Source organism: Pseudomonas lini (assembly GCF_030812475.1).
GTDB lineage: Bacteria > Pseudomonadota > Gammaproteobacteria > Pseudomonadales > Pseudomonadaceae > Aquipseudomonas > Aquipseudomonas lini_A.
Genome location: NZ_JAUSSR010000007.1, coordinates 116,335 through 134,606 on the forward strand (window position 1 = coordinate 116,335; position 18,272 = coordinate 134,606).

Annotated in this window: 19 protein-coding genes; 11 read left to right on the forward strand and 8 right to left on the reverse strand. The window is 60.5% G+C overall.

What is annotated here, in order from left to right:
* The first annotated feature begins 212 nt into the window (after positions 1 to 212).
* Both J2W17_RS15000 and lldD read left to right on the forward strand, forming a co-directional pair.
* Entirely contained in the window at positions 213 to 1,835 is a 1,623-nt protein-coding gene (locus tag J2W17_RS15000) for an MFS transporter (protein ID WP_307335166.1), read from the forward strand.
* Between the two features lie 98 nt (positions 1,836 to 1,933).
* Positions 1,934 to 3,076 (forward strand): FMN-dependent L-lactate dehydrogenase LldD, encoded by a 1,143-nt coding sequence (gene lldD, locus J2W17_RS15005; protein ID WP_307335169.1) that lies wholly within the window; start codon positions 1,934 to 1,936, stop codon positions 3,074 to 3,076.
* 185 nt (positions 3,077 to 3,261) lie between these two features.
* Here the strand turns inward: lldD and J2W17_RS15010 are convergent, their stop codons facing one another.
* The 4 genes from J2W17_RS15010 to J2W17_RS15025 all read right to left on the reverse strand — a co-directional run bounded on the left by J2W17_RS15010 (position 3,262) and on the right by J2W17_RS15025 (position 7,829).
* Complete coding sequence (locus J2W17_RS15010; RefSeq protein ID WP_307335171.1) at positions 3,262 to 5,736, reverse strand: TonB-dependent siderophore receptor; 2,475 nt, start codon at positions 5,734 to 5,736, stop codon at positions 3,262 to 3,264.
* A 105-nt stretch (positions 5,737 to 5,841) separates the two neighbouring features.
* Entirely contained in the window at positions 5,842 to 6,798 is a 957-nt protein-coding gene (locus J2W17_RS15015; RefSeq protein WP_307335173.1) for a FecR domain-containing protein, read from the reverse strand.
* Complete coding sequence (locus J2W17_RS15020) at positions 6,795 to 7,316, reverse strand: sigma-70 family RNA polymerase sigma factor (RefSeq protein WP_307335175.1); 522 nt, start codon at positions 7,314 to 7,316, stop codon at positions 6,795 to 6,797. Before J2W17_RS15020 ends, J2W17_RS15015 begins: the two co-directional genes overlap by 4 nt.
* Positions 7,317 to 7,460: 144 nt before the next feature.
* The gene (locus tag J2W17_RS15025) at positions 7,461 to 7,829 is read right to left on the reverse strand and encodes a DUF427 domain-containing protein (protein WP_307335177.1); all 369 of its coding nucleotides are present in this window, start codon (positions 7,827 to 7,829) and stop codon (positions 7,461 to 7,463) included.
* Positions 7,830 to 8,096: 267 nt separating this feature from the next.
* On the opposite strand from J2W17_RS15025, the gene J2W17_RS15030 reads away from it, so the two are divergent.
* The 5 genes from J2W17_RS15030 (at position 8,097) to J2W17_RS15050 (ending at position 11,966) form a co-directional block, all read left to right on the forward strand.
* Positions 8,097 to 10,046 (forward strand): DNA topoisomerase III, encoded by a 1,950-nt coding sequence (locus tag J2W17_RS15030; protein WP_307335180.1) that lies wholly within the window; start codon positions 8,097 to 8,099, stop codon positions 10,044 to 10,046.
* A 63-nt stretch (positions 10,047 to 10,109) separates the two neighbouring features.
* Positions 10,110 to 10,631 (forward strand): GNAT family N-acetyltransferase, encoded by a 522-nt coding sequence (locus J2W17_RS15035; protein WP_307335183.1) that lies wholly within the window; start codon positions 10,110 to 10,112, stop codon positions 10,629 to 10,631.
* Positions 10,632 to 10,738: 107 nt separating this feature from the next.
* Positions 10,739 to 10,981, forward strand: a complete 243-nt coding sequence (locus tag J2W17_RS15040; RefSeq protein ID WP_307335185.1) for a hypothetical protein — start codon at positions 10,739 to 10,741, stop codon at positions 10,979 to 10,981.
* A 221-nt stretch (positions 10,982 to 11,202) separates the two neighbouring features.
* Complete coding sequence (locus J2W17_RS15045; protein WP_150797732.1) at positions 11,203 to 11,532, forward strand: hypothetical protein; 330 nt, start codon at positions 11,203 to 11,205, stop codon at positions 11,530 to 11,532.
* A gap of 131 nt (positions 11,533 to 11,663) precedes the next feature.
* Entirely contained in the window at positions 11,664 to 11,966 is a 303-nt protein-coding gene (locus J2W17_RS15050) for a hypothetical protein (RefSeq protein ID WP_307335188.1), read from the forward strand.
* On the opposite strand, the gene cynR is transcribed toward J2W17_RS15050, so the two are convergent.
* Complete coding sequence (cynR, locus tag J2W17_RS15055; RefSeq protein ID WP_307335190.1) at positions 11,952 to 12,857, reverse strand: transcriptional regulator CynR; 906 nt, start codon at positions 12,855 to 12,857, stop codon at positions 11,952 to 11,954. The two genes, J2W17_RS15050 and cynR, sit on opposite strands and share 15 nt — an antisense overlap.
* 122 nt (positions 12,858 to 12,979) lie before the next feature.
* On the opposite strand from cynR, the gene cynS reads away from it, so the two are divergent.
* The gene (gene cynS, locus J2W17_RS15060; protein WP_307335192.1) at positions 12,980 to 13,447 is read left to right on the forward strand and encodes a cyanase; all 468 of its coding nucleotides are present in this window, start codon (positions 12,980 to 12,982) and stop codon (positions 13,445 to 13,447) included.
* A 58-nt stretch (positions 13,448 to 13,505) separates the two neighbouring features.
* Positions 13,506 to 14,165, forward strand: coding sequence for a carbonic anhydrase (locus tag J2W17_RS15065; RefSeq protein ID WP_307335194.1), 660 nt, complete (start codon positions 13,506 to 13,508; stop codon positions 14,163 to 14,165).
* 65 nt (positions 14,166 to 14,230) lie between these two features.
* Here the strand turns inward: J2W17_RS15065 and J2W17_RS15070 are convergent, their stop codons facing one another.
* Both J2W17_RS15070 and J2W17_RS15075 read right to left on the reverse strand, forming a co-directional pair.
* Entirely contained in the window at positions 14,231 to 14,581 is a 351-nt protein-coding gene (locus J2W17_RS15070) for a BON domain-containing protein (protein ID WP_307335196.1), read from the reverse strand.
* A gap of 55 nt (positions 14,582 to 14,636) precedes the next feature.
* Positions 14,637 to 16,139 (reverse strand): aldehyde dehydrogenase family protein, encoded by a 1,503-nt coding sequence (locus tag J2W17_RS15075; RefSeq protein WP_307335198.1) that lies wholly within the window; start codon positions 16,137 to 16,139, stop codon positions 14,637 to 14,639.
* 268 nt (positions 16,140 to 16,407) lie between these two features.
* On the opposite strand from J2W17_RS15075, the gene J2W17_RS15080 reads away from it, so the two are divergent.
* The gene (locus J2W17_RS15080; protein WP_307335200.1) at positions 16,408 to 16,923 is read left to right on the forward strand and encodes an HvfX family Cu-binding RiPP maturation protein; all 516 of its coding nucleotides are present in this window, start codon (positions 16,408 to 16,410) and stop codon (positions 16,921 to 16,923) included.
* Between the two features lie 54 nt (positions 16,924 to 16,977).
* Positions 16,978 to 17,676: a dienelactone hydrolase family protein gene (locus J2W17_RS15085; RefSeq protein WP_307335203.1), complete on the forward strand. Its 699-nt coding sequence runs from the start codon at positions 16,978 to 16,980 to the stop codon at positions 17,674 to 17,676.
* Positions 17,677 to 18,003: 327 nt separating this feature from the next.
* Here J2W17_RS15085 and J2W17_RS15090 read toward each other — a convergent pair whose 3' ends face one another.
* Positions 18,004 to 18,213 carry a nitrilase-related carbon-nitrogen hydrolase gene (locus tag J2W17_RS15090; RefSeq protein WP_307335205.1) on the reverse strand — a complete coding sequence of 70 codons (210 nt, stop codon included), beginning with the start codon at positions 18,211 to 18,213 and terminating at the stop codon, positions 18,004 to 18,006.
* Positions 18,214 to 18,272 lie beyond the last annotated feature (59 nt).

Here is an 18,272-nt window from a genome sequence, read left to right on the forward strand (position 1 = left end):
TGCCAGCGAAAGCGGTCTATCGGCCGATACATATATCGGCTGACACACCGCCTTCGCTGGCAAGCCAGCTCCTACAGGGGTTGTGTGGAAGGCACAAACAACCTGAACACCTGCAGGATGATTACATCCGATACATCGACAGTAGCGGCACCAGCCCACAAGGCCGGTGCCGACAGTGGAACAACAAAAACAATCACTGTGAGGGATACGATATGTCAGAACATGTTCAACCAGTGGAAGCCGTACGCAGTGCGGGGACCAGCCGCGAGACACAGAAAGTCATCTTCGCTTCATCGCTCGGGACGGTGTTCGAGTGGTACGACTTTTTCCTCTATGGCGCCCTCGCGGCGGTCATCAGCAAACAGTTTTTCGCCGGGGTCAACGACACCACCGCGTTCATCTTTGCGCTCATGGCGTTCGCCGCCGGTTTCATCGTGCGCCCATTCGGCGCGCTGGTGTTCGGCCGGCTCGGAGACATGATCGGGCGCAAATACACCTTCCTCGCCACCATCATTCTCATGGGCGTGGCGACCTTCTGCGTCGGGTTGCTGCCGACCTATGCCAGCATCGGCATTGCCGCGCCGATCATTCTGGTGGTGCTGCGCATGCTCCAGGGCCTGGCCTTGGGCGGCGAATACGGCGGCGCTGCGACTTACGTCGCGGAACACGCGCCGATGGGCAAGCGCGGCTTTCACACCAGCTGGATCCAGTCCACGGCCACCCTCGGTTTGCTGCTGTCACTGCTGGTGGTCCTGGCCTGCCGCTACTTCACCGGCGACCAGTTCGAAGTCTGGGGCTGGCGGATTCCGTTCCTGTTTTCGATCATCCTGCTGGGCATCTCGACCTGGATTCGCATGAGCCTGCACGAGTCGCCCGCCTTCGTGAAAATGAAAGAGGAAGGCAAACTCTGCAAGTCGCCGCTGCGCGATTCCTTCGGCAAATGGGAAAACCTCAAAGTCGTGCTGATCGCTCTGTTCAGCATCAACGCCGGGCAAGCAGTGACCTTCTACGCCGCGCAGTTCTACGTGCTGTTCTTCCTGACCCAGTTCCTGAAAATGGACCCGGCCCTGGCCAACAGCCTGCTGATCGTCAGCGTGATCATTGGCGCGCCGTTCTTCATCTTTTTCGGCTGGCTGTCGGACAAGGTCGGGCGCAAACCGGTCCTGATGGTCGGCCTGTTGTTAGCCACCGCGCTGTACTTCCCGATCTTCAAGTCCATCGCCCACTACGCCAACCCGGCCATCGACCAGGCCAGCCGTCAGGCACCGATCACCGTGCTGGCCGACCCGGCCACCTGCACCTTCCAGTTCGACCCGGTAGGCAAGGCGAAATTCGACAGCCCGTGCGACAAGGTCAAGACTTTCCTGGTCAAACAGGGCCTGCCCTACACCAGCGCCGCGGCCCCAACCGGCAGTGGCGTGCAGGTCAGCGTCGGTGATGTGAAAATCGACGGTTACGACGAAGCGGCCCTGCGGGGCGCGGTGACATTGGCCGGGTATCCGTCACGAGCCGATGCGCAACAGGTCAACAAGACCATGATCGTGACGCTGATGGTGGTGCTGATCATCATCTCCGCCATGTGCTACGGCCCGCTGGCGGCGCTGATGGTCGAACTGTTCCCGACCCGCATCCGCTACACCTCGATGTCCCTGCCCTACCACATCGGCAACGGCTGGTTCGGCGGCTTCCTGCCGACTGTGTCGTTTGCCCTGGTGGTGTACACCGGGGACATCTTTTACGGGCTGTGGTACCCGGTGCTGATTACCGGGGTGAGCCTGGTGGTGGGGATGATCTGCCTGCGCGAGACCAAAAACGTGGATCTGGACACCAACTAAGTAGCCAGTGCAAAAAAACGCCCCGCTAACCGGGGCGTTTTCGTTAATCTGATCCCTCGACGCCACCATCGCCCCGCCACTCTCCAGACCGAGGCACCATGATCATTTCATCCGCATCCGACTATCGCGAGGCAGCCCGCCGCAAACTCCCGCGTTTTTTATTCGACTACATCGATGGCGGCGCTTATGCGGAGCATACGCTGCGGGCCAACAGCGCCGACCTGGCCGATATCAGCCTGCGCCAGCGCATTCTGAAAAACGTCGAAACCCTGAGCCTTGACACCACCCTCTTCGACCAGCCGCTGGCAATGCCGATCATTCTGGCGCCGGTCGGCCTGACGGGCATGTTCGCCCGTCGGGGTGAAGTACAGGCTGCAAAAGCCGCGCAAAACAAAGGCATCCCGTTGTGCCTGTCCACGGTATCGGTGTGTTCTATCGAAGAAGTCGCCGGTCAAAGCCAACAACCCCTCTGGTTTCAGCTCTATGTATTGAAAGACCGGGGGTTCATGAAAAACGCGCTGGAGCGTGCCAAGGCCGCCGGGGTGCAGAACCTGGTGTTTACCGTGGACATGCCCACGCCCGGCGCCCGCTACAGGGATGCACACTCGGGAATGTCGGGGCCGTTTGCCGCCTCGCGGCGAATACTCCAGGCCATGACCCGCCCCGCCTGGGCCTTCGACGTCGGCGTCATGGGCCGTCCCCACGACCTCGGGAACGTGTCGAGGTACCTTGGCAAAGCGGTCACGCTCGAAGACTACATGGGCTGGCTCGCCAACAACTTCGACCCTTCGATCAGCTGGAGCGACCTGGAGTGGATTCGCGAGTTCTGGAAAGGCCCGATGATCATCAAAGGCATCCTCGATCCCCAGGATGCCAGGGACGCGGTCAGCTTTGGCGCCGATGGCATCGTCGTGTCAAACCATGGCGGGCGACAACTGGACGGCGTACTTTCCACCACCCGGGCATTGCCGCCGATCATGCAGGCCATCGGCGATGACCTGACGGTGCTGGTCGACTCCGGCATCCGCTCGGGGCTCGATGTCGTACGGATGCTGGCGCTGGGCGCCAAAGGCGTCATGCTGGGGCGTTCGATGGCCTATGCGCTGGCTGTCGACGGTCAACGCGGGGTGGAAAATATGCTGGCGATCTTCGCCAAGGAGATGCGCGTGGCGATGACCCTGACCGGGGTGACGTCAATTGGTCAGATTGATGAATCCACGCTGGTCAGTGCTGCGCGATGAGTTGACGCAACTGATAGCGGATGCGCTCCGCTAATGTGGGAGCGAGCCTGCTCGCGATGGACGCCAACGATAACGCGTACTCCCTGAATAACGCGTCGCCCTTGAGTCCATCGCGAGCAGGCTCGCTCCTACATTTCAAACGAACAGCTTTACGCCAATGCGAGGCGTTCTGTTATGCGTGGCGATCAGAAACTGGCCTTGACCGACATCATGAAGTTGCGCGGATCACCGTAGTAGTTGCCGAAGTTTTCCGTACCGATGGTGGTGTAATAACGCTTGTCGAACAGGTTATTGCCGTTCAACGCCACCGACCAGGTGTCATCGATGCGATAGCCAATGCGACCGTTCCAGACCGCATACCCCGACTGGCTGATTTTCTCGCCGCTGGCCGGTGAAACACGGAAGTTATCGCTCTGCGCATTGACCCCGGCACCGACACTGAAACGTTCAAGAGACCCACCCAGCGCGTAGTCACCCCATAGGCGCAGCACATGCCGGGGCACATAGCTGTTGAACGCCGCGCCATTGAGGCTGGTGTCAATGTCGTCGAGGGTTTTGGTCTGGGTATAGGTGTAGCCCGCCAGTAATTGCAGGCGCTCGATGACCTCACCACTGATCTCGGCTTCGAAACCCTGGGCACGCACCTTGCCGGCGTTGACGTAGCAGTAACCATCCGATGACGGGCACGATGAGTTGAAGTCGGTCTGCGCCTGGTCTTTCTGGAGGGTACGGAACAGGTTGAACGAGCTGTTCAGGCGACCGTCGAACCAGTCGCCCTTGATCCCCAGTTCATAGCTCTGGCCCACCAGCGGCTTGAGAGCCGAACCGTCTTCGGAGCGGTAATTGCCTTGCGGCGTAAAGATATCCGAGTAACTGGCGTAGGCCGTCAGGTGCTCGTCGAGGTCCAGCAGCAGACCGGCAAAGGGCGTGACCTGGCCGGTCTCGGTGGTGCTGGAGTGCTGCGAGGTGCCGGTATTGATGAAATCCGAATCGGTATCGGAGCTGTACCAACTCACCCGGCTGCCAATGACGAAGGTCAGCGGATCCGCCAGCTTCAGCCGCAGGGTCGAGTAGGCGCCCTTCTGTCGGGTCACGGAATTGACCGGCCCGCCGCGGGACGAGTTGGCGATGAAGTAGCTGTCGTCCGGCTCCGGGATATGCTTGTCCGGGTTGAACACATTCTGCCGCTGCGGCAGGAAGGCCACCGAGTAGAAGTCATCCTTTTTCGCCCGACTGGCGTTGAACCCCACCACCAGTTCATGTTGCCGGCCGAACGCGGCGAACTTGCCATCCACGTAGGCGTCGAGACCGTAGTCGACCTGATCGTAGTCATACATGCTGCCGAGCATGCCGGTGGTTCCCACGTCCGGCGTCACGGATCCGGAAGCGAATGCGTATTTGATGTCCTGGGTGTTTTTTGTGTAGACGCTGGCGACCTTCAATGCCCAATCGTCGTTGATCTGATGTTTCAGATCGCTGAACACTGTGGTGCGCTGGCTGCGCCAGGTGTTCCACGATGGATCGAGGCAGGTCGAGCGACCGAGTTTCAAGTCGCTGCTGTCGCGGTATCGCGGCAGGCCGCCCCAGCAAGGACTGGCGTCCACGTCTTCATAGGCGACGCCCAGCCCGAGGGTGGTATCGGGGCTCAGATCGACGTCGAGAGCGCCGTAATACACTTGATCCTTGCGACTGGCGTCATCCACGAAGTAATGCCGACTCTGTTCGGCCACCACGGCTCGGCCGCGAATCGTGCCGGAATCATTCAGCGGGCCGCCGGTGTCCACCTGCGCGCGATAGTTGTCCCAGCTGCCACCGGACAGCGTGATGTCGGTCTGGGGCGCGGCCTGGCCGCGCTTGCGCACGAAGTTCACGCCACCGGCGGTGCCACCCGCGCCTTTCATCATCCCCGCGGCACCGCGCAGGATTTCGACCCGGTCGTAGTACGCCATGTCACCGCTGAAACTGTCGGCCTGGACATAAAGGTTGCCCATGTCCAGCGGTACACCGTCGTACTGGTACTGGCCCGACATCCGGAAGCCGCGCGAATAGAAATATTTGCCGCCCATGGTCGAGTCGTAGACGGTGATGCCCGGGGTCTTTTCCATGACCTGCTCGATGGTGTTGAGGTTCTGGTCATCGAGCATCTTGCGGGTCATCACCGTCACCGATTGCGGCGTTTCCTTGAGCGAATGTTCGCCCTTTCCGATAGTGACCGCGCCGGTAGTGTACGAGCCACTGTTCTCAGTCGTTGCACCCAGCATCTGGCCATTGATGTTGGTGGCGCCCAACTCCAGGGCCGACCCGGCAGTCAGTGCGGGCCGCAGCACGTAAGTACCGTTGGCCCGTGGCTCGGCTTGCAGGCCACTACCACCAAGAATCCGCGAAAACCCTTCACTGACACCGAACGTGCCGTTGAGTCCGGGTGACTTCAAACCTTCGGTCAGGCGTGCATCGAAAGAAATGGCGACGCCCGCTGCACTGGCGAACTGGCCGAGGACTTGCGTCAGGCTGCCGCCGGCGATGTCAAAGGATCGAACCGCGTTTTGCTGTTGCGCCGGCGCCGCCATCACGCTAACCGGCCATCCGCCCATCGCCGTCGCCGCGAACACCCCGACCTTCACTGCCATCGCCAGACGACCTGGCACGTACACCCGAGACATGCTTAACCTCCCCCAAAGACCATCAATGAAAACTCACTGAGGGATGAGCCGAACGATGTGGCTGAAAAGTGCAAATGGCTGAAAACTTTTTTTGCCCTGCTGACGCTAGCGTCCATCGCCGCCCGATACATTGACCCAATAACGGCTGTATCGGCTGATGCGTAGCGAAAAACCGCTCTCCAGTGCCGCCAGCGCCAGGTCCGTGTCATCGATGGGGAATGCTCCGGAGACCTTCAAGTGGGCAATGTGCGCATCACAGCGCAGCACCCCGGTGCGATAGCGCGACAGGTCGGCCAGCAGTTCGGCCAGGGGACGGTCGATGGCAATGATGCTGCCTTGTTGCCAGGCGCCTGTCGACGCATCGTTACGCCGTATCGCCCCCAGCGAGGCGGCATTGAAGGCAATGGACTGCCCCGCCTGCAGACGCACTTTCGATGCGTTGCCAGCCGAACTAACCTCCACCGCCTTTTCAAGTACCGCCACCTCGCCGGTATGGTCCCGGGACCGGACAATAAAACGCGTACCCAACGCCAGCACCTCGCCATGGCGGGTGACGACCTTGAACGGTCGCTGCGAGGGATCGGCAGCAGTCGTCACCAGAATCTCGCCCCGCAGCAGTTCCAGCACCCGTTGACGGCCGGTGAAGCGCAGGTTGACCGAGGTGTCGGTGTTGAGCAGCAATGAGCTGCCATCGACCAGGCGGAACTCACGACGCTCACCCACTGCCGTGCGAACATCGGCAAACAGGTTCTGCGAGGTTTCACTGCGCCAGCCCATCCAGCCCAGCGTACCGGCCGACGTCAGCACCAGTACGCTGCGCAAGACCTGACGACGGGATCGTTCGGCCCCGCGCAAGGCAGGTGCGGCCAGAGCGCCCGGCACAGTCGCCATCTGCTCCCCGACGGCCGTCATCCGTTGCCAGGCCTTTCGGTGCGCATCGTCAGCGAGCAGCCAGTCATTCCAGGCGGCGCGATCGGCATCGGTCGCGATGCCGGACTGCAAGCGGGCGTACCACTGGGCGGCAACGCCGATCGCCTTCAACTCGGTGGGCGAAAGGTTCATGACAGCTGCAACTTGATCTGCATCAGGCAGCAATGCTCCATGGCCTTGGCCATGTGATTGTTGATCGTGCGCACACTGACAGCGAGGCGCTCGGCGATCTGCGGGTAGGTCAGGCCCTCGAACTGAGACAGGATGAACGTCTGCTTGACCTTCGGCCCCAACCCTTGCAGCAGCCGGTCGATCTCCAACAGGGCCTGCAACAGGATTGCCTGCTCTTCCAACGAGGGCTGCTGCGCTTCGGGCATGGCGGCCAGGGCTTCCAGATACGACTGCTCCAGTGAACGCCGGCGGAACAGATCGATCAGCAAGCCCTTGGCGATCATCGACAGGTACGGTCGCGGCTCGCGGATCTCCAGCGCGTTGCGCGCCTTGATCACCCGGACGAAGGTGTCCTGTGCCAGGTCGGCGGCATCGAAGGCGTTGCCCAGGCGCTTGCGCAGCCAGCCATTGAGCCAACCGTGATGGTCGCAATACAGATCATTGACGGCGCTGCGCAGGGACAGATCGTTGGGGGACATGACAATGGAATAATTCGCGAGTGATAATGACTCGCATTGTCATGGGTGCAGCCGGTGATTGGCAATAGCCACATTGCGCATAAAGCCTCACCACCTCCCAAGGTGTGATGGGCCTGCCAGCGTCGCGCTGGCAGGAAGCATTAATCACTCGACGTCTTTCAGAATCTCGAACGTCACTTGATCGGGATAAAACGCCACGTAATTGCGAATCTGATCGACAGACACTTTGGGGTTTTCATAACTCCATACGGCATTGGCGCCTTCATGCCCCGGGATCTGCAGGCTGAAATAACTGGCGTCGCCCTTGTAGGGGCAATAGCTGGTGTGGTCGGTGCGGGCGTAATATTTTTCGTCGATGTCCTCCCGGGGCACGTAGTACACCGGAGGATAATTGGCCTCCAGCAGCACCAGCGCTCGTGAGGACGCGGCCACCTGAATGCCGTGAAACTTCACCAGGAGGCAGCCTGGCTGTTCTGCAATGGTGATGACAGGACTGGGACCGGCGCTTTTCATCACTCTCTCCTGATCATGGGAAGATGCTTTGCCGTGGCGACGTGGCTTGGGGGAATGCCACCCCAAAACCTGTCACCGTGATGTAACAGGTATACCTCATGTTACCCCATGGCGACTGCTTCGCAGCCGAACGGGAGCAAGCACCCGGATCCACAAATCAAAACCGCGAGCAACCTTTTGCTGTACATCCATACAGATAAAGATTGCCCCGGCGCTCATCACCCGCCATTCTGTACACCTCTCGAACGCTGATCGACGACGGTGGCCATGCAGCTGTACCTCTGTGAAAAACCCTCCCAGGCCAAAGACATTGCGGCCGTGCTCGGCGCCAGGCGGCGCGGCGACGGCTGTTGGCTGGGAACGGGCGTCACGGTGACCTGGTGCATCGGCCATCTGCTGGAAACCGCGCCGCCGGATGCCTACGACGCCCGCTACAAGCGCTGGGTGCTGGCGGACCTGCCGATCATTCCAGAACAGTGGAAGATGACCGTCAAGCCACGTACTGCCAGCCAGTACAAGGCCGTCAAACGCTTGCTCGGCGAGGCCACCGAACTGGTGATCGCCACCGACGCCGACCGTGAGGGCGAAATGATTGCCCGGGAGCTGGTGGAACATTGCAGGTATCGCGGGCCGATCCGGCGACTGTGGCTGTCGGCGCTGGACGATGCGTCAATCCGCAAGGCGCTGGCGGCGCTCAAGCCGGGGGCCGAGACCTTCAGCCTTTATCATTCGGCATTGGGCCGCTCCCGGGCCGACTGGCTGATCGGGATGAACATGAGTCGGCTGTTCACGCTGTTGGGCCGTCAATCCGGTTATCAGGGGGTATTGCCGGTCGGCCGGGTGCAGACGCCGACCCTGCGCCTGGTGGTGGATCGTGACCGCAGCATTGACGATTTCGTCCCGGTCGCTTATTGGGCCATCGACGTGCAACTGCTGCACGACAGCACCGCATTCACCGCGCAATGGCGGGCGGCCGCCGACGCGTGCGACGATCAGGACCGCTGCCTGAATCAGGCGTTAGCGCAAAAAGCGGCGGCCGCGATGAGCAGCGCGGCGAGCGCGCGGGTGATCAAGCTGCGTACCGAACGTATGCGCGAGGTGGCGCCGCTGCCGTTCGACCTGGGTACTTTGCAGGAGGTCTGCTCGAAAAAGCTGGGCCTCGGCGCCCAGGAAACCCTCGATATCGCCCAGGCGCTCTACGAAACCCATAAGGTCATCACCTACCCGCGCAGCGACTGTGGCTACCTGCCGCTGAGCCAGCACAGCGAAGCCCCTGGCATCCTGGCGGCGCTGAGGCAGGCCGACCCGACGCTGAATGCCTTGAACGATTATCTGGAACCTCAGCGGCGTTCACGGGCCTGGAACGATGCCAAGGTCAGCGCTCACCACGGCATCATTCCCACCGCAGCGGCGAAGAACCTCGAGCGGCTGGTGGGCAAACAGCGGGCGGTGTACACGCTGATTCGCGCACGATACCTGGCGCAATTCCTGCCCAACCACGAATACGACCGCACCCAGGCCGACTTCGACTGTGCCGGTGAAGCCTTGCGTGCCGTGGGCAAGCAGATTGTCGAGCCCGGCTGGAAACGCGCCCTGCCCGAGGCCCTCGCCCCGGCCAAGGGCCGCGAGGCGCCGGTACCGCAAACCCTGCCGGCCTTGGCCGAAGGGCGCGATTGCGCAGTGGCCGACGTGAAGCTCAAGGACCTCTGGACGCAACCGCCCAAGCCGTTTACCGAAGGCGATCTGATCAAGGCGATGAAGAGCGTCGCCAAACTGGTGGAAGACCCGCTGCTCAAGCAAAAACTCAAGGACACCACCGGCATCGGCACCGAAGCGACCCGGGCCTCGATCATCCAGGGTTTGCTCGATCGTGGTTACCTGATCAAGAACGGCAAGGCCCTGGCCGCAACCCCGGCCGCCTTCAGCCTGATCGATGCGGTGCCGCGCGCCATTGCCGATCCCGGCACCACGGCGATCTGGGAGCAGGCGCTGGACATGGTGCAGAGCGGTGAAATGAGCCTGGAAGAATTCGTCACCAAACAGGCCGCGTGGATGAGCAAGCAAGTCGCCCGTTGCGCCGGGCTGAACCTGACCATCAGCGGGCCGGCAAGCCCGTCCGGTCGTGGTGCCACACCGTGGAAGAACAAACGCAAACCCGCCAAGCGCAAGCCCGCAACGGGCGCCAGACGCGCGGCGAAACCGGTGAGCAAGGCTTGAAAACCGTTCGAGCGCAAGGGAATGGTCTAGTGTTCCGATAACCCGCATCAGGAGCAAGCCTTCATGCCCTCGATAGAACTGCACGCCGCCCAGCGCGACGACCTGGAGACGATTGAAAACCTGATGCAGTTCTACCTGTATGACTTCAGCGAATGGCTGCCGCTGAAACTCGGTGGGCATGGCTTCTTCAATTTCCAGCCCCTGCTCGATTACTGGCGCAACCCCGCGACCCGGCCATTCCTGATCAAGGCCGACGGCGAGCTGGCCGGCTTCGTGGTTGTGGATGACGTCGTCCATCTGCCCGGGGCCCTTTACAACATCGGCTACTTTTTCGTCAGCCGACGTTTTCGTGGCCAAGGCGTCGCGAAGTTTGTCGTTTCCACCCTCTTGAGCCAATTCCCCGGTCAATGGCAGATTTTCCACATCGATGCGAACCAGCCGGCGCGGTTGTTCTGGGCCAGGGTGATGCCCGATCTCGCGGGCGGCGAGTTCACTGTGCATCAGTTACCGGTGGACGGTAACCCTTGCACGTTTTACCGCTTTGAAAGATCGCCGCCTTCGGCAGCTCCTACACCGGTTCCGTAGGAGCTGCGAAAGGCTGCGATCTTGATGATCCCAGCTACGCCACCATTCTCCAGGCGCCCGCCGCACCGATTTTTCTAATTCCAAACAGCTTTGTCCGACAATATGTAGTGAACAAAAATATTCACTACAAAACCGTTGACGACTCCGGTTTGCCCTTGCATGATGCAGATGTCTCCCCGATCGGGAGTACAGGCAACACGTTTGAGCAAGCTCGTCTGACCGCCGAGCTGTTTTTCCCGGATGCACGCTGCCCACAAGGCAGATTGAAGAAGCTGACCTGGCCTGAACGTCCAGTACAAGGGCGAGAAGCGCTGGCGATCAATCCTCATGAAGCTTGTGGCCGACCCTGAAACGTCGGATATGGCCTTAAGGTTTTCGCCGCTTCTCTTCGTTGTAACGCTATTGCGTAGCAGTTATTCAACACGACTACATGCAACAGACGCGGACCCCGTCATTTTTGTCGGTCGACCGCTGACGTCCTGGTTTCGGTGCCAGGGATCAACTAACCGATGGGCTACCTGTATTAGCGAATCAACTTTGAAAGATCACCAAATGGTCAAGGGGCTTTATTATGAATCTGAACAATCAACCCACCATCGATGAACTGGCTCGCATGTTCGCGGCGCAAAAAGACAGCCACGACAGCCATATACTGTGGATCAGCAAGTCGGGCCAGGTGCATATCGACTGCCTGTCGCCGCATGCCCATGAAGCCGAGTTCGACCGGAACAACCAGAATCTGCTCGCCCGACTGAAGATGTACCGTCGCGGCCAAGGTTATGTCGGCAAGAAAGCCGCGGCGGACAAGGACTTCATCGGTAATGTCCTGCAAACGCTGAAACAGGCGTGGGCCTCGATGCAGAACCAGAACGAAGTTCGGGTGATTGACCGGTTCTACTGATTCCTCTCCCACACCCCATCAATGAAAAAGGCCCCGCTCGTCAAATCGAGCGGGGCCTTTTTGTTTGTCTCGTGCGCGGCTAAACAAAGCTATGGTTAATCCTATGTGCTGTTAGTCCTGGGAGACTTGCGATGAAAACAATCCTGACGGGGATGCTGTTGCTGGTGATGGCACCTGCCGCCCATGCCAACAGCGTCCCCGGTGTGCCCTCATTCGTTGTCGAATGCCCTGGAAAACTTCTGGTCCAAGCGGATCAGGACGGGCCGGTGTTGATCAACAGCAAGGAAGCAGAAACCAAAGCTATCAATGATCGCCGCTTTGAAGCCAAGGGTTCGGGCGTCACGCTGTCGATCATTCTCGCCGATGACGACTCCGTAACCGTGTCCTCCACCGGCAAGGCCCCCAACGGCTTGTGCCAGTCAGTGGATGATTGATTTCTCCGACTCATCCGCAACCGCAGCCGACACCAGCGCCATAAAAGCCACCGACGCCGCACTGTGATAATTGTTTTTGCGCCGCAGCACCGCGGCCCCTCGCCTGGGCGCCTCCCCCTGCAACGGAATTTTGTGCAAGGCGCGGTCCGGGGTGGCGATGGGTTCCGGAAGGATGGTGGCGATAGCCGTGTGCCGAATGACTTCCAGCAAAGTGCTTACCGAGTTGACCTCGATCACCACCTTCGGCGTGATCCGCTCCAGGGCAAAATACTCATCGATGCGGTTGCGGGTGACGAAGCCCGTGGTCAGCAACGCAAAATCCAACCGCGAGACCTCCTCGGCAGATAACGGATCCTGGCTTTCGCACAGCGGATGATCGCATCCCACCATCACCCCCAGGGTTTCGGTAAACGCCGGGATCGACTCGATGTCGGCGTGCCGGACCTGGGTAAACGCGATGGCGATGTCCAGCGAATCATCCAGCAGCCCGGCCTCGATATCGTCCATCGACAACTCGAAAATCTGCAAATGGATGTTTGGATACCGCGCCACGTAGTCGCGTACCAACGGCCCCACCAGGTACGCCATGAAGGTCGGCGTCATTGCCAGGCGCAAGGTGCCACGGGACAAATCCTTGACGTCGTGCAGCGCCCGTTTGCCTGCCTCCAGTTCCACCAATACCCGACGTGCGCTCTCTATATAAGCCTGGCCCGCATCGGTCGGCCTGACGGTGCGCGAGGTCCGGTCGAAGAGGCTCACCCCCAGGGTTTCTTCCAGTTGCCGGATCTGTTGCGACAGGGTCGGCTGGGAGACGTGCAGCGCCTCGGCGGCGCGGGTGAAGCCACCATGGTCGGCGACGGCCAGCAAATAGCGCAGATGACGCAGCAGCATGGGTCTTCCTATCTATAGGCAGTACTTATGCAATGCATTGTATATCGGTCTTGGACGCTATGGATCAATCAGCCGAATATTGCTTCACACCCGAGCAACGCAACGCCGACAGGAGATTTCCCATGCAACAGTCCCACGCTTACAACGACCCAAGTCTGGCCCTGACTACCTCGATCCTCGATGCCAAGGCACGCAAAAATCTATCGTGGCAAGACCTGGCTGACGGTACCGGCCTCGGCCTGGCCTACGTCACCGCCGCCCTGCTCGGCCAGCACCCGCTGCCCGAAGGCGCCGCCAAAGTGATCGGCGACAAACTCGAACTGGACGCCGACGCCGTGGCCCGCCTGCAGATCATTCCCCTGCGCGGCAGTCTCTCGGGGATCCCGACCGATCCGACCATTTACCGCTTCTACGAAATGATCCAGATCTACGGCACTACGTTGAAAGCCCTGGTGCATGAGCAATTCGGCGACGGCATCATCAGCGCGATCAACTTCAAGCTGGACATGAAGAAAGTCGAGGATCCGGAAGGCGGCTCCCGCGCAGTGATTACCCTCGACGGCAAGTTCCTGCCACTGCGCCCTTTCTAAGTGGATACCGGCCCGCACCGCGTGCGGGCTGACCCGCATTACACAGGAGAACATCAGTATGAAAGCGCTCATCGAAGGTTTTTTAAAGTTCCAGAACGAGGTCTTTCCACAACGCACCGACTTGTTCAAACACCTGGCCACCACCCAACATCCAGGCACCTTGTTCATCACCTGTTCCGACAGCCGTGTCGTGCCGGAACTGCTCACCCAACAGGAGCCCGGTGAATTGTTCGTGATCCGCAACGCCGGCAACATCGTGCCCTCGTACAGTCCCCATCCCGGCGGTGTGTCGGCCACGGTCGAATATGCGGTCGCAGTGCTGGGCGTCACTGACATCGTGATCTGCGGCCACTCGGACTGTGGCGCCATGACCGCCGTGGCCACGTGCACCTGCATGGATCATCTGCCCGCCGTCAGCGGCTGGCTGCAACATGCCGAGTCGGCAAAAGTCATCAATGAATCTCGCTCTCATGCCAGTGACGCGGCGAAAGTCAGTGCCATGGTGCGGGAAAATGTCATTGCCCAGCTGGCCAATATCCAGACGCATCCCAGCGTACGACTGGCCCAGGAAAAAGGCCTGCTGAACCTGCATGGCTGGGTCTACGACATTGAAACCGGTTCGATCGATGCCCTGGATGGCAGCAGCCGCACCTTCGTGGCGCTGGCCGAGCATCCGAACCTCTGTGCGGTATATGGCAAGGCGGCTGAAGCGGCTTGAGCAAGTGCAGTCCGGAACGAACAATGCAGCGCCCCGGCTCACGGGAGCGCTGCATTCACAGGTGGTTATTTGTCGTCCGTCTTCTTCGATGATGGTGCCCGGTACTCAGAGCGCTCTTCGGCATCGGGGGCGCCTGGCACGCTGCCTGGCGTGAACACGTGGGTCTGCAAGCCGCTGGCATCGACGTCGACGACACCATTGATCGAGCGGGCCAGCGCCACAGCCTGCTCACATTGCCGATGGGTGTCGACGCGGCCGCTCAATACCACCGTGCCTGCATGGGTCTTGACATGGATATGCAGGCCCAGGCCTGATTTGGCCATGGTCAGGGCAGACTTCACCCGGGTGGTAATCCACGCGTCGTGAGCAATCATTTCCAGGTTATGAGAATAATGCTCGAAGGAATGACGTTTCATGGTGCAACCCTCCGTCACACAAACATACCTTTAGTATAGTGCCGCCCTGGCCTTCTCAGCGTTTGACCGACAGATCGGTCTGCGTCATGCGACTGCGAATGGTGAATACCCCATCACCGGAGAGAATGGCGCTGCGAGCGAACAGGCGACCGCTCTCCCAGTTCGAAAGACCCAGTTCCGGCTTGTTCAACGCGTACTGCCCGTCGACCCAACGGGTAATGCCGTCGCCGACAAAGGGCGCGTTGACCGCGTTGTAGAAGCGCTCCTGTGCCTGGGCATCGTCACTGATCAAGGACACGGTGAACTGCGGGCTGTAGCGATTGAACAAGGCGATTGACTGGTCCAGGTCCTCGACGATCTTCAGGCTGACTTCCGGGGTTTCTTCCCATTCCCACTCGCGGCCCAACTGCTCTTCGGGCAGCGGTTCGGCCAGGGATTCGGATTGATAACCCTCGGCGCGATACACCTCGACGCTCGCGGTCAGCCAGTCTTTCGGCAAATACGCCTCGCTGCCCTCGACGATGTGCAGCTTGCAGCCCTGGCCCCGTGCGACACCGGCCTGTTGCAGCGCCTCGAGAAACAGCGGCACCAGTTCAACGGCGCGGTCGCGGTGGATCAGGCATACGTTCAGGGTGTTGCAGACTTTGCGGTCCAGGGAATTGTGGACCACGGCGGCAAAACGTGCGGCATCGGCGTCCTGGTTGGCGATCAGCCAGGCGCCGCCGGTGCCATGGAGGCTGACGGCCGTGCCGGCCTGTTGCGCGATACTGCCCAACTGGCTGACCGCGCGACCCGATCCACGGGCCACGGCCAGCGACAGGCGTCGATCGGCGAACATCGCCCAACCGGCGGCGTGATTGACGCTTTCCACCAGGGACACGGCGCCGCTCGGCAACCCGGCGTCACTCAGTGCCGGATTCAGCGCGTGGGCGACGATCGCCTGGGCGGTGCCCAACGCATCGCTGCCGATGCGCAGTACCGCGGTGTTGCCGGTGCGCAGCACGCCCGCCGCATCGGCGAATACGTTTGGCCGGCCCTCGAACACAAAAGCGACTATTCCCAGGGGCGAGACTACTTGCTCGACCTTCCAGCCGTCATGCTCCACGCAACTGAGCACTTTGCCCCGGGTGGCCGGCGCATCTCGCCAGGCCCTGAGGCCGGCGATCATGTCGCGACGCATGCGCTCATCGGCCAGCAGGCGCGTGGTGGAACGTCCGCGCGCCTTGGCCCGTTCGATGTCCGCCAGATTGGCAGCTTCGATCAGGGCCCAGCAATCGGGGGCTTCCAGGCGTTGGGCGAACAGGTCGAAGAACCCGCTGATCGCCTGATCCGACACCGCGGACATCGCCTTGAAGGCCGCCTGCGCACGTTCGATCGCGACAGTCGCCGCTTGCTGGTCCGCCACCGGGATCAGCAACAGTTCACCGCTGAGTTGCTCCACCAGCAGGTGGTCGCCGGGCTGGAAGCGCGCAGCCAGTTCGGGGCTGACCACCGTGACACGGTTACCGGCGAAAGGGATCGGGGTGCCAGCAACCAGACGTTCGAGCGCAAGAGACATGAATCGGTTACACCATGAAATGGGCGGTTGGAAAATGTATAGCAAAATCCATGGAGCGTCATTATCGATGCCTTGAACCCGGCCCCCACATTTTCTTGATGTGTGTTGCCTGTGTATCAGTGTGTGTATAGCCCCCCGCCCGACACACCACGCCCCTATAACCCGCCGGAAAAGACACACCGCAGACACACCTGCTTGATGAAATGCGCCCTTCGATCGGCCACGCCGGCCGTTGCCCCACCTCCCTGACTGAATGGAGACTACGTCCATGAGCACCTCACTCACTTCGGCCGTCAAAGGCTTGCACCTGAACCTCGACCGTGCCGGTAGTTGGATTGCGCCGCTGACCCTGCGGGTGTTCCTCGCCTGGGAGTTCTTCGAATCCGGCCTGGAAAAATTCAATGGCCAGAATTGGTTCGCCGATATCCAGGACCGCTTCCCGTTTCCGTTCAACCACGTGCCGGCCACGTTGAACTGGGAACTGTCGATGTGGGCCGAACTGATTTGCGCACTCGCCCTGTTGATCGGCCTGGGGACGCGGGTATCGGCCTTGATTCTGATCGTGGTCACCCTCGTCGCGACCGCCGCCGTTCACTGGCCGGCCGATTGGTCTACATTGAGTGAGCTTGCCCAGGGTTATGCCATCAGCAACAAAGGCCATGGCAACTTCAAACTGCCGCTGATCTACCTCGTGGCCTTTATGCCGCTGTTGCTCTCTGGCGCCGGCAAGCTCAGCGTCGATGCGCTGCTGGCTCGATTCTTCTGGCGTCAGACCCCTCGTTGAAATGTTAACGTGGCAAGCTTACTTCCCACCTCACTTGTGTAGACAGGAGCCATCATGAGCGTGACCACCCAATGGATCGAGATCGACAGCGCCGACGGCAAGTTCGGCGCTTACCTGGCCATCCCGCATACCCGCAAGGGTCCGGGGATCGTGTTGATCCAGGAGATCTTCGGCGTGAATGAGCACATTCGCTCGGTCGCCGAGCAATACGCGGCCGACGGCTACCTGGTGATCGCACCGGACCTGTTCTGGCGCAGTGGCCAGCGCATCGAACTGGCCTACGACGAAGCCGGCTGGAAACGCGCCGTCGAGTTGATGAACGCCACGGACGTCGGCCAGGCTCAGAAGGACATCGAACTGGCCATCGACGCATTGAAAGCCCAGCCGGGCCTGGACGGCGGGATCGCCTCCATCGGCTACTGCTTCGGCGGCCTGCTGTCCTACCACACCGCTGCGAACGGGCTGGTGGACGTGGCCGTTGCCTATTATGGCGGCGGGATCCAGAACCAACTGGAGCGCGCCGATGAGATCGATGTGCCGCTGCTGATGCATTTCGGTGAAGAGGACAGCCACATTCCGCTGGACGCCGTGGAGAAAATTGCCGAGCGTTTCGAGAACAACGACAACGTGGAAATCGTCGTTTACCCAGAGGCCGAACATGGTTTCAACTGCTCGCACCGTGACAGCTACAACCAACGGGCAGCGGCTGAGGCCCATGGCAATACGTTGATCTTTTTGGGTCAGGAATTGTAAGGCCGGCCGGTCGGGCGTGCTCGAACGATAGTCGTGTACGTGGAAATTCCTGTGGGAGCGAGACCGGCTTGCCGGCGGTGGCGGTGTGTCAGTCGACATCCATGTTGACTGCGCTGCCCTCATCGCTGGCAAGCCAGCCCCCAGGGTTTTGCGCCGGGCACAATATGGCGTTCAACACAAACCCCCTGTAGGAGCTGGCTTGCCAGCGAATTGGCCATGTCAGTCGACATTGATGCCATCTGTCACACCGCTTTCGCTGGCAAGCCAGTTCCTACAAGGGGCCGGGTACATCCGCAGATTCAGGCCGCCTTCATCAACCAGCGCCGATCACACCTCTTCCAGTGGTTGAGTGGCAGCCAGTTTCGGATGTGCGAACGAAAAGTACGGGTAGTAAGGCACGATGGTTTCCGGGAACACGGCGAATTGCACACCCTGGTCACCGAGTTCGAGAATCTTCTGCACCACCTTGTCGACGGTGCCTTCACGGCTGTAAAGAACGGGACTGATTTGTACGGCAGCGGCTTTTACGAGGGTCATGGCGATGATCTCATTAAGGAAGTGGCCTCCAACGAGATTAAAATTACGCTAATAATATT

What these genes read in the sequence shown, in the direction of transcription:
- cynS (WP_307335192.1), top strand. Translation starts at nt 12,980, where the DNA reads ATGCAACAGTCCCACGCTTACAACGACCCAAGTCTGGCCCTGACTACC.
- J2W17_RS15045 (WP_150797732.1), top strand. Translation starts at nt 11,203, where the DNA reads ATGAATCTGAACAATCAACCCACCATCGATGAACTGGCTCGCATGTTC.
- J2W17_RS15050 (WP_307335188.1), top strand. Translation starts at nt 11,664, where the DNA reads ATGAAAACAATCCTGACGGGGATGCTGTTGCTGGTGATGGCACCTGCC.
- J2W17_RS15065 (WP_307335194.1), top strand. Translation starts at nt 13,506, where the DNA reads ATGAAAGCGCTCATCGAAGGTTTTTTAAAGTTCCAGAACGAGGTCTTT.
- J2W17_RS15000 (WP_307335166.1), top strand. Translation starts at nt 213, where the DNA reads ATGTCAGAACATGTTCAACCAGTGGAAGCCGTACGCAGTGCGGGGACC.
- J2W17_RS15090 (WP_307335205.1), bottom strand. Translation starts at nt 18,213, where the DNA reads ATGACCCTCGTAAAAGCCGCTGCCGTACAAATCAGTCCCGTTCTTTAC.
- J2W17_RS15070 (WP_307335196.1), bottom strand. Translation starts at nt 14,581, where the DNA reads ATGAAACGTCATTCCTTCGAGCATTATTCTCATAACCTGGAAATGATT.
- J2W17_RS15075 (WP_307335198.1), bottom strand. Translation starts at nt 16,139, where the DNA reads ATGTCTCTTGCGCTCGAACGTCTGGTTGCTGGCACCCCGATCCCTTTC.
- J2W17_RS15010 (WP_307335171.1), bottom strand. Translation starts at nt 5,736, where the DNA reads ATGTCTCGGGTGTACGTGCCAGGTCGTCTGGCGATGGCAGTGAAGGTC.
- J2W17_RS15015 (WP_307335173.1), bottom strand. Translation starts at nt 6,798, where the DNA reads ATGAACCTTTCGCCCACCGAGTTGAAGGCGATCGGCGTTGCCGCCCAG.
- cynR (WP_307335190.1), bottom strand. Translation starts at nt 12,857, where the DNA reads ATGCTGCTGCGTCATCTGCGCTATTTGCTGGCCGTCGCCGACCATGGT.
- J2W17_RS15025 (WP_307335177.1), bottom strand. Translation starts at nt 7,829, where the DNA reads ATGAAAAGCGCCGGTCCCAGTCCTGTCATCACCATTGCAGAACAGCCA.
- J2W17_RS15085 (WP_307335203.1), top strand. Translation starts at nt 16,978, where the DNA reads ATGAGCGTGACCACCCAATGGATCGAGATCGACAGCGCCGACGGCAAG.
- J2W17_RS15035 (WP_307335183.1), top strand. Translation starts at nt 10,110, where the DNA reads ATGCCCTCGATAGAACTGCACGCCGCCCAGCGCGACGACCTGGAGACG.
- lldD (WP_307335169.1), top strand. Translation starts at nt 1,934, where the DNA reads ATGATCATTTCATCCGCATCCGACTATCGCGAGGCAGCCCGCCGCAAA.
- J2W17_RS15080 (WP_307335200.1), top strand. Translation starts at nt 16,408, where the DNA reads ATGAGCACCTCACTCACTTCGGCCGTCAAAGGCTTGCACCTGAACCTC.
- J2W17_RS15020 (WP_307335175.1), bottom strand. Translation starts at nt 7,316, where the DNA reads ATGTCCCCCAACGATCTGTCCCTGCGCAGCGCCGTCAATGATCTGTAT.
- J2W17_RS15030 (WP_307335180.1), top strand. Translation starts at nt 8,097, where the DNA reads ATGCAGCTGTACCTCTGTGAAAAACCCTCCCAGGCCAAAGACATTGCG.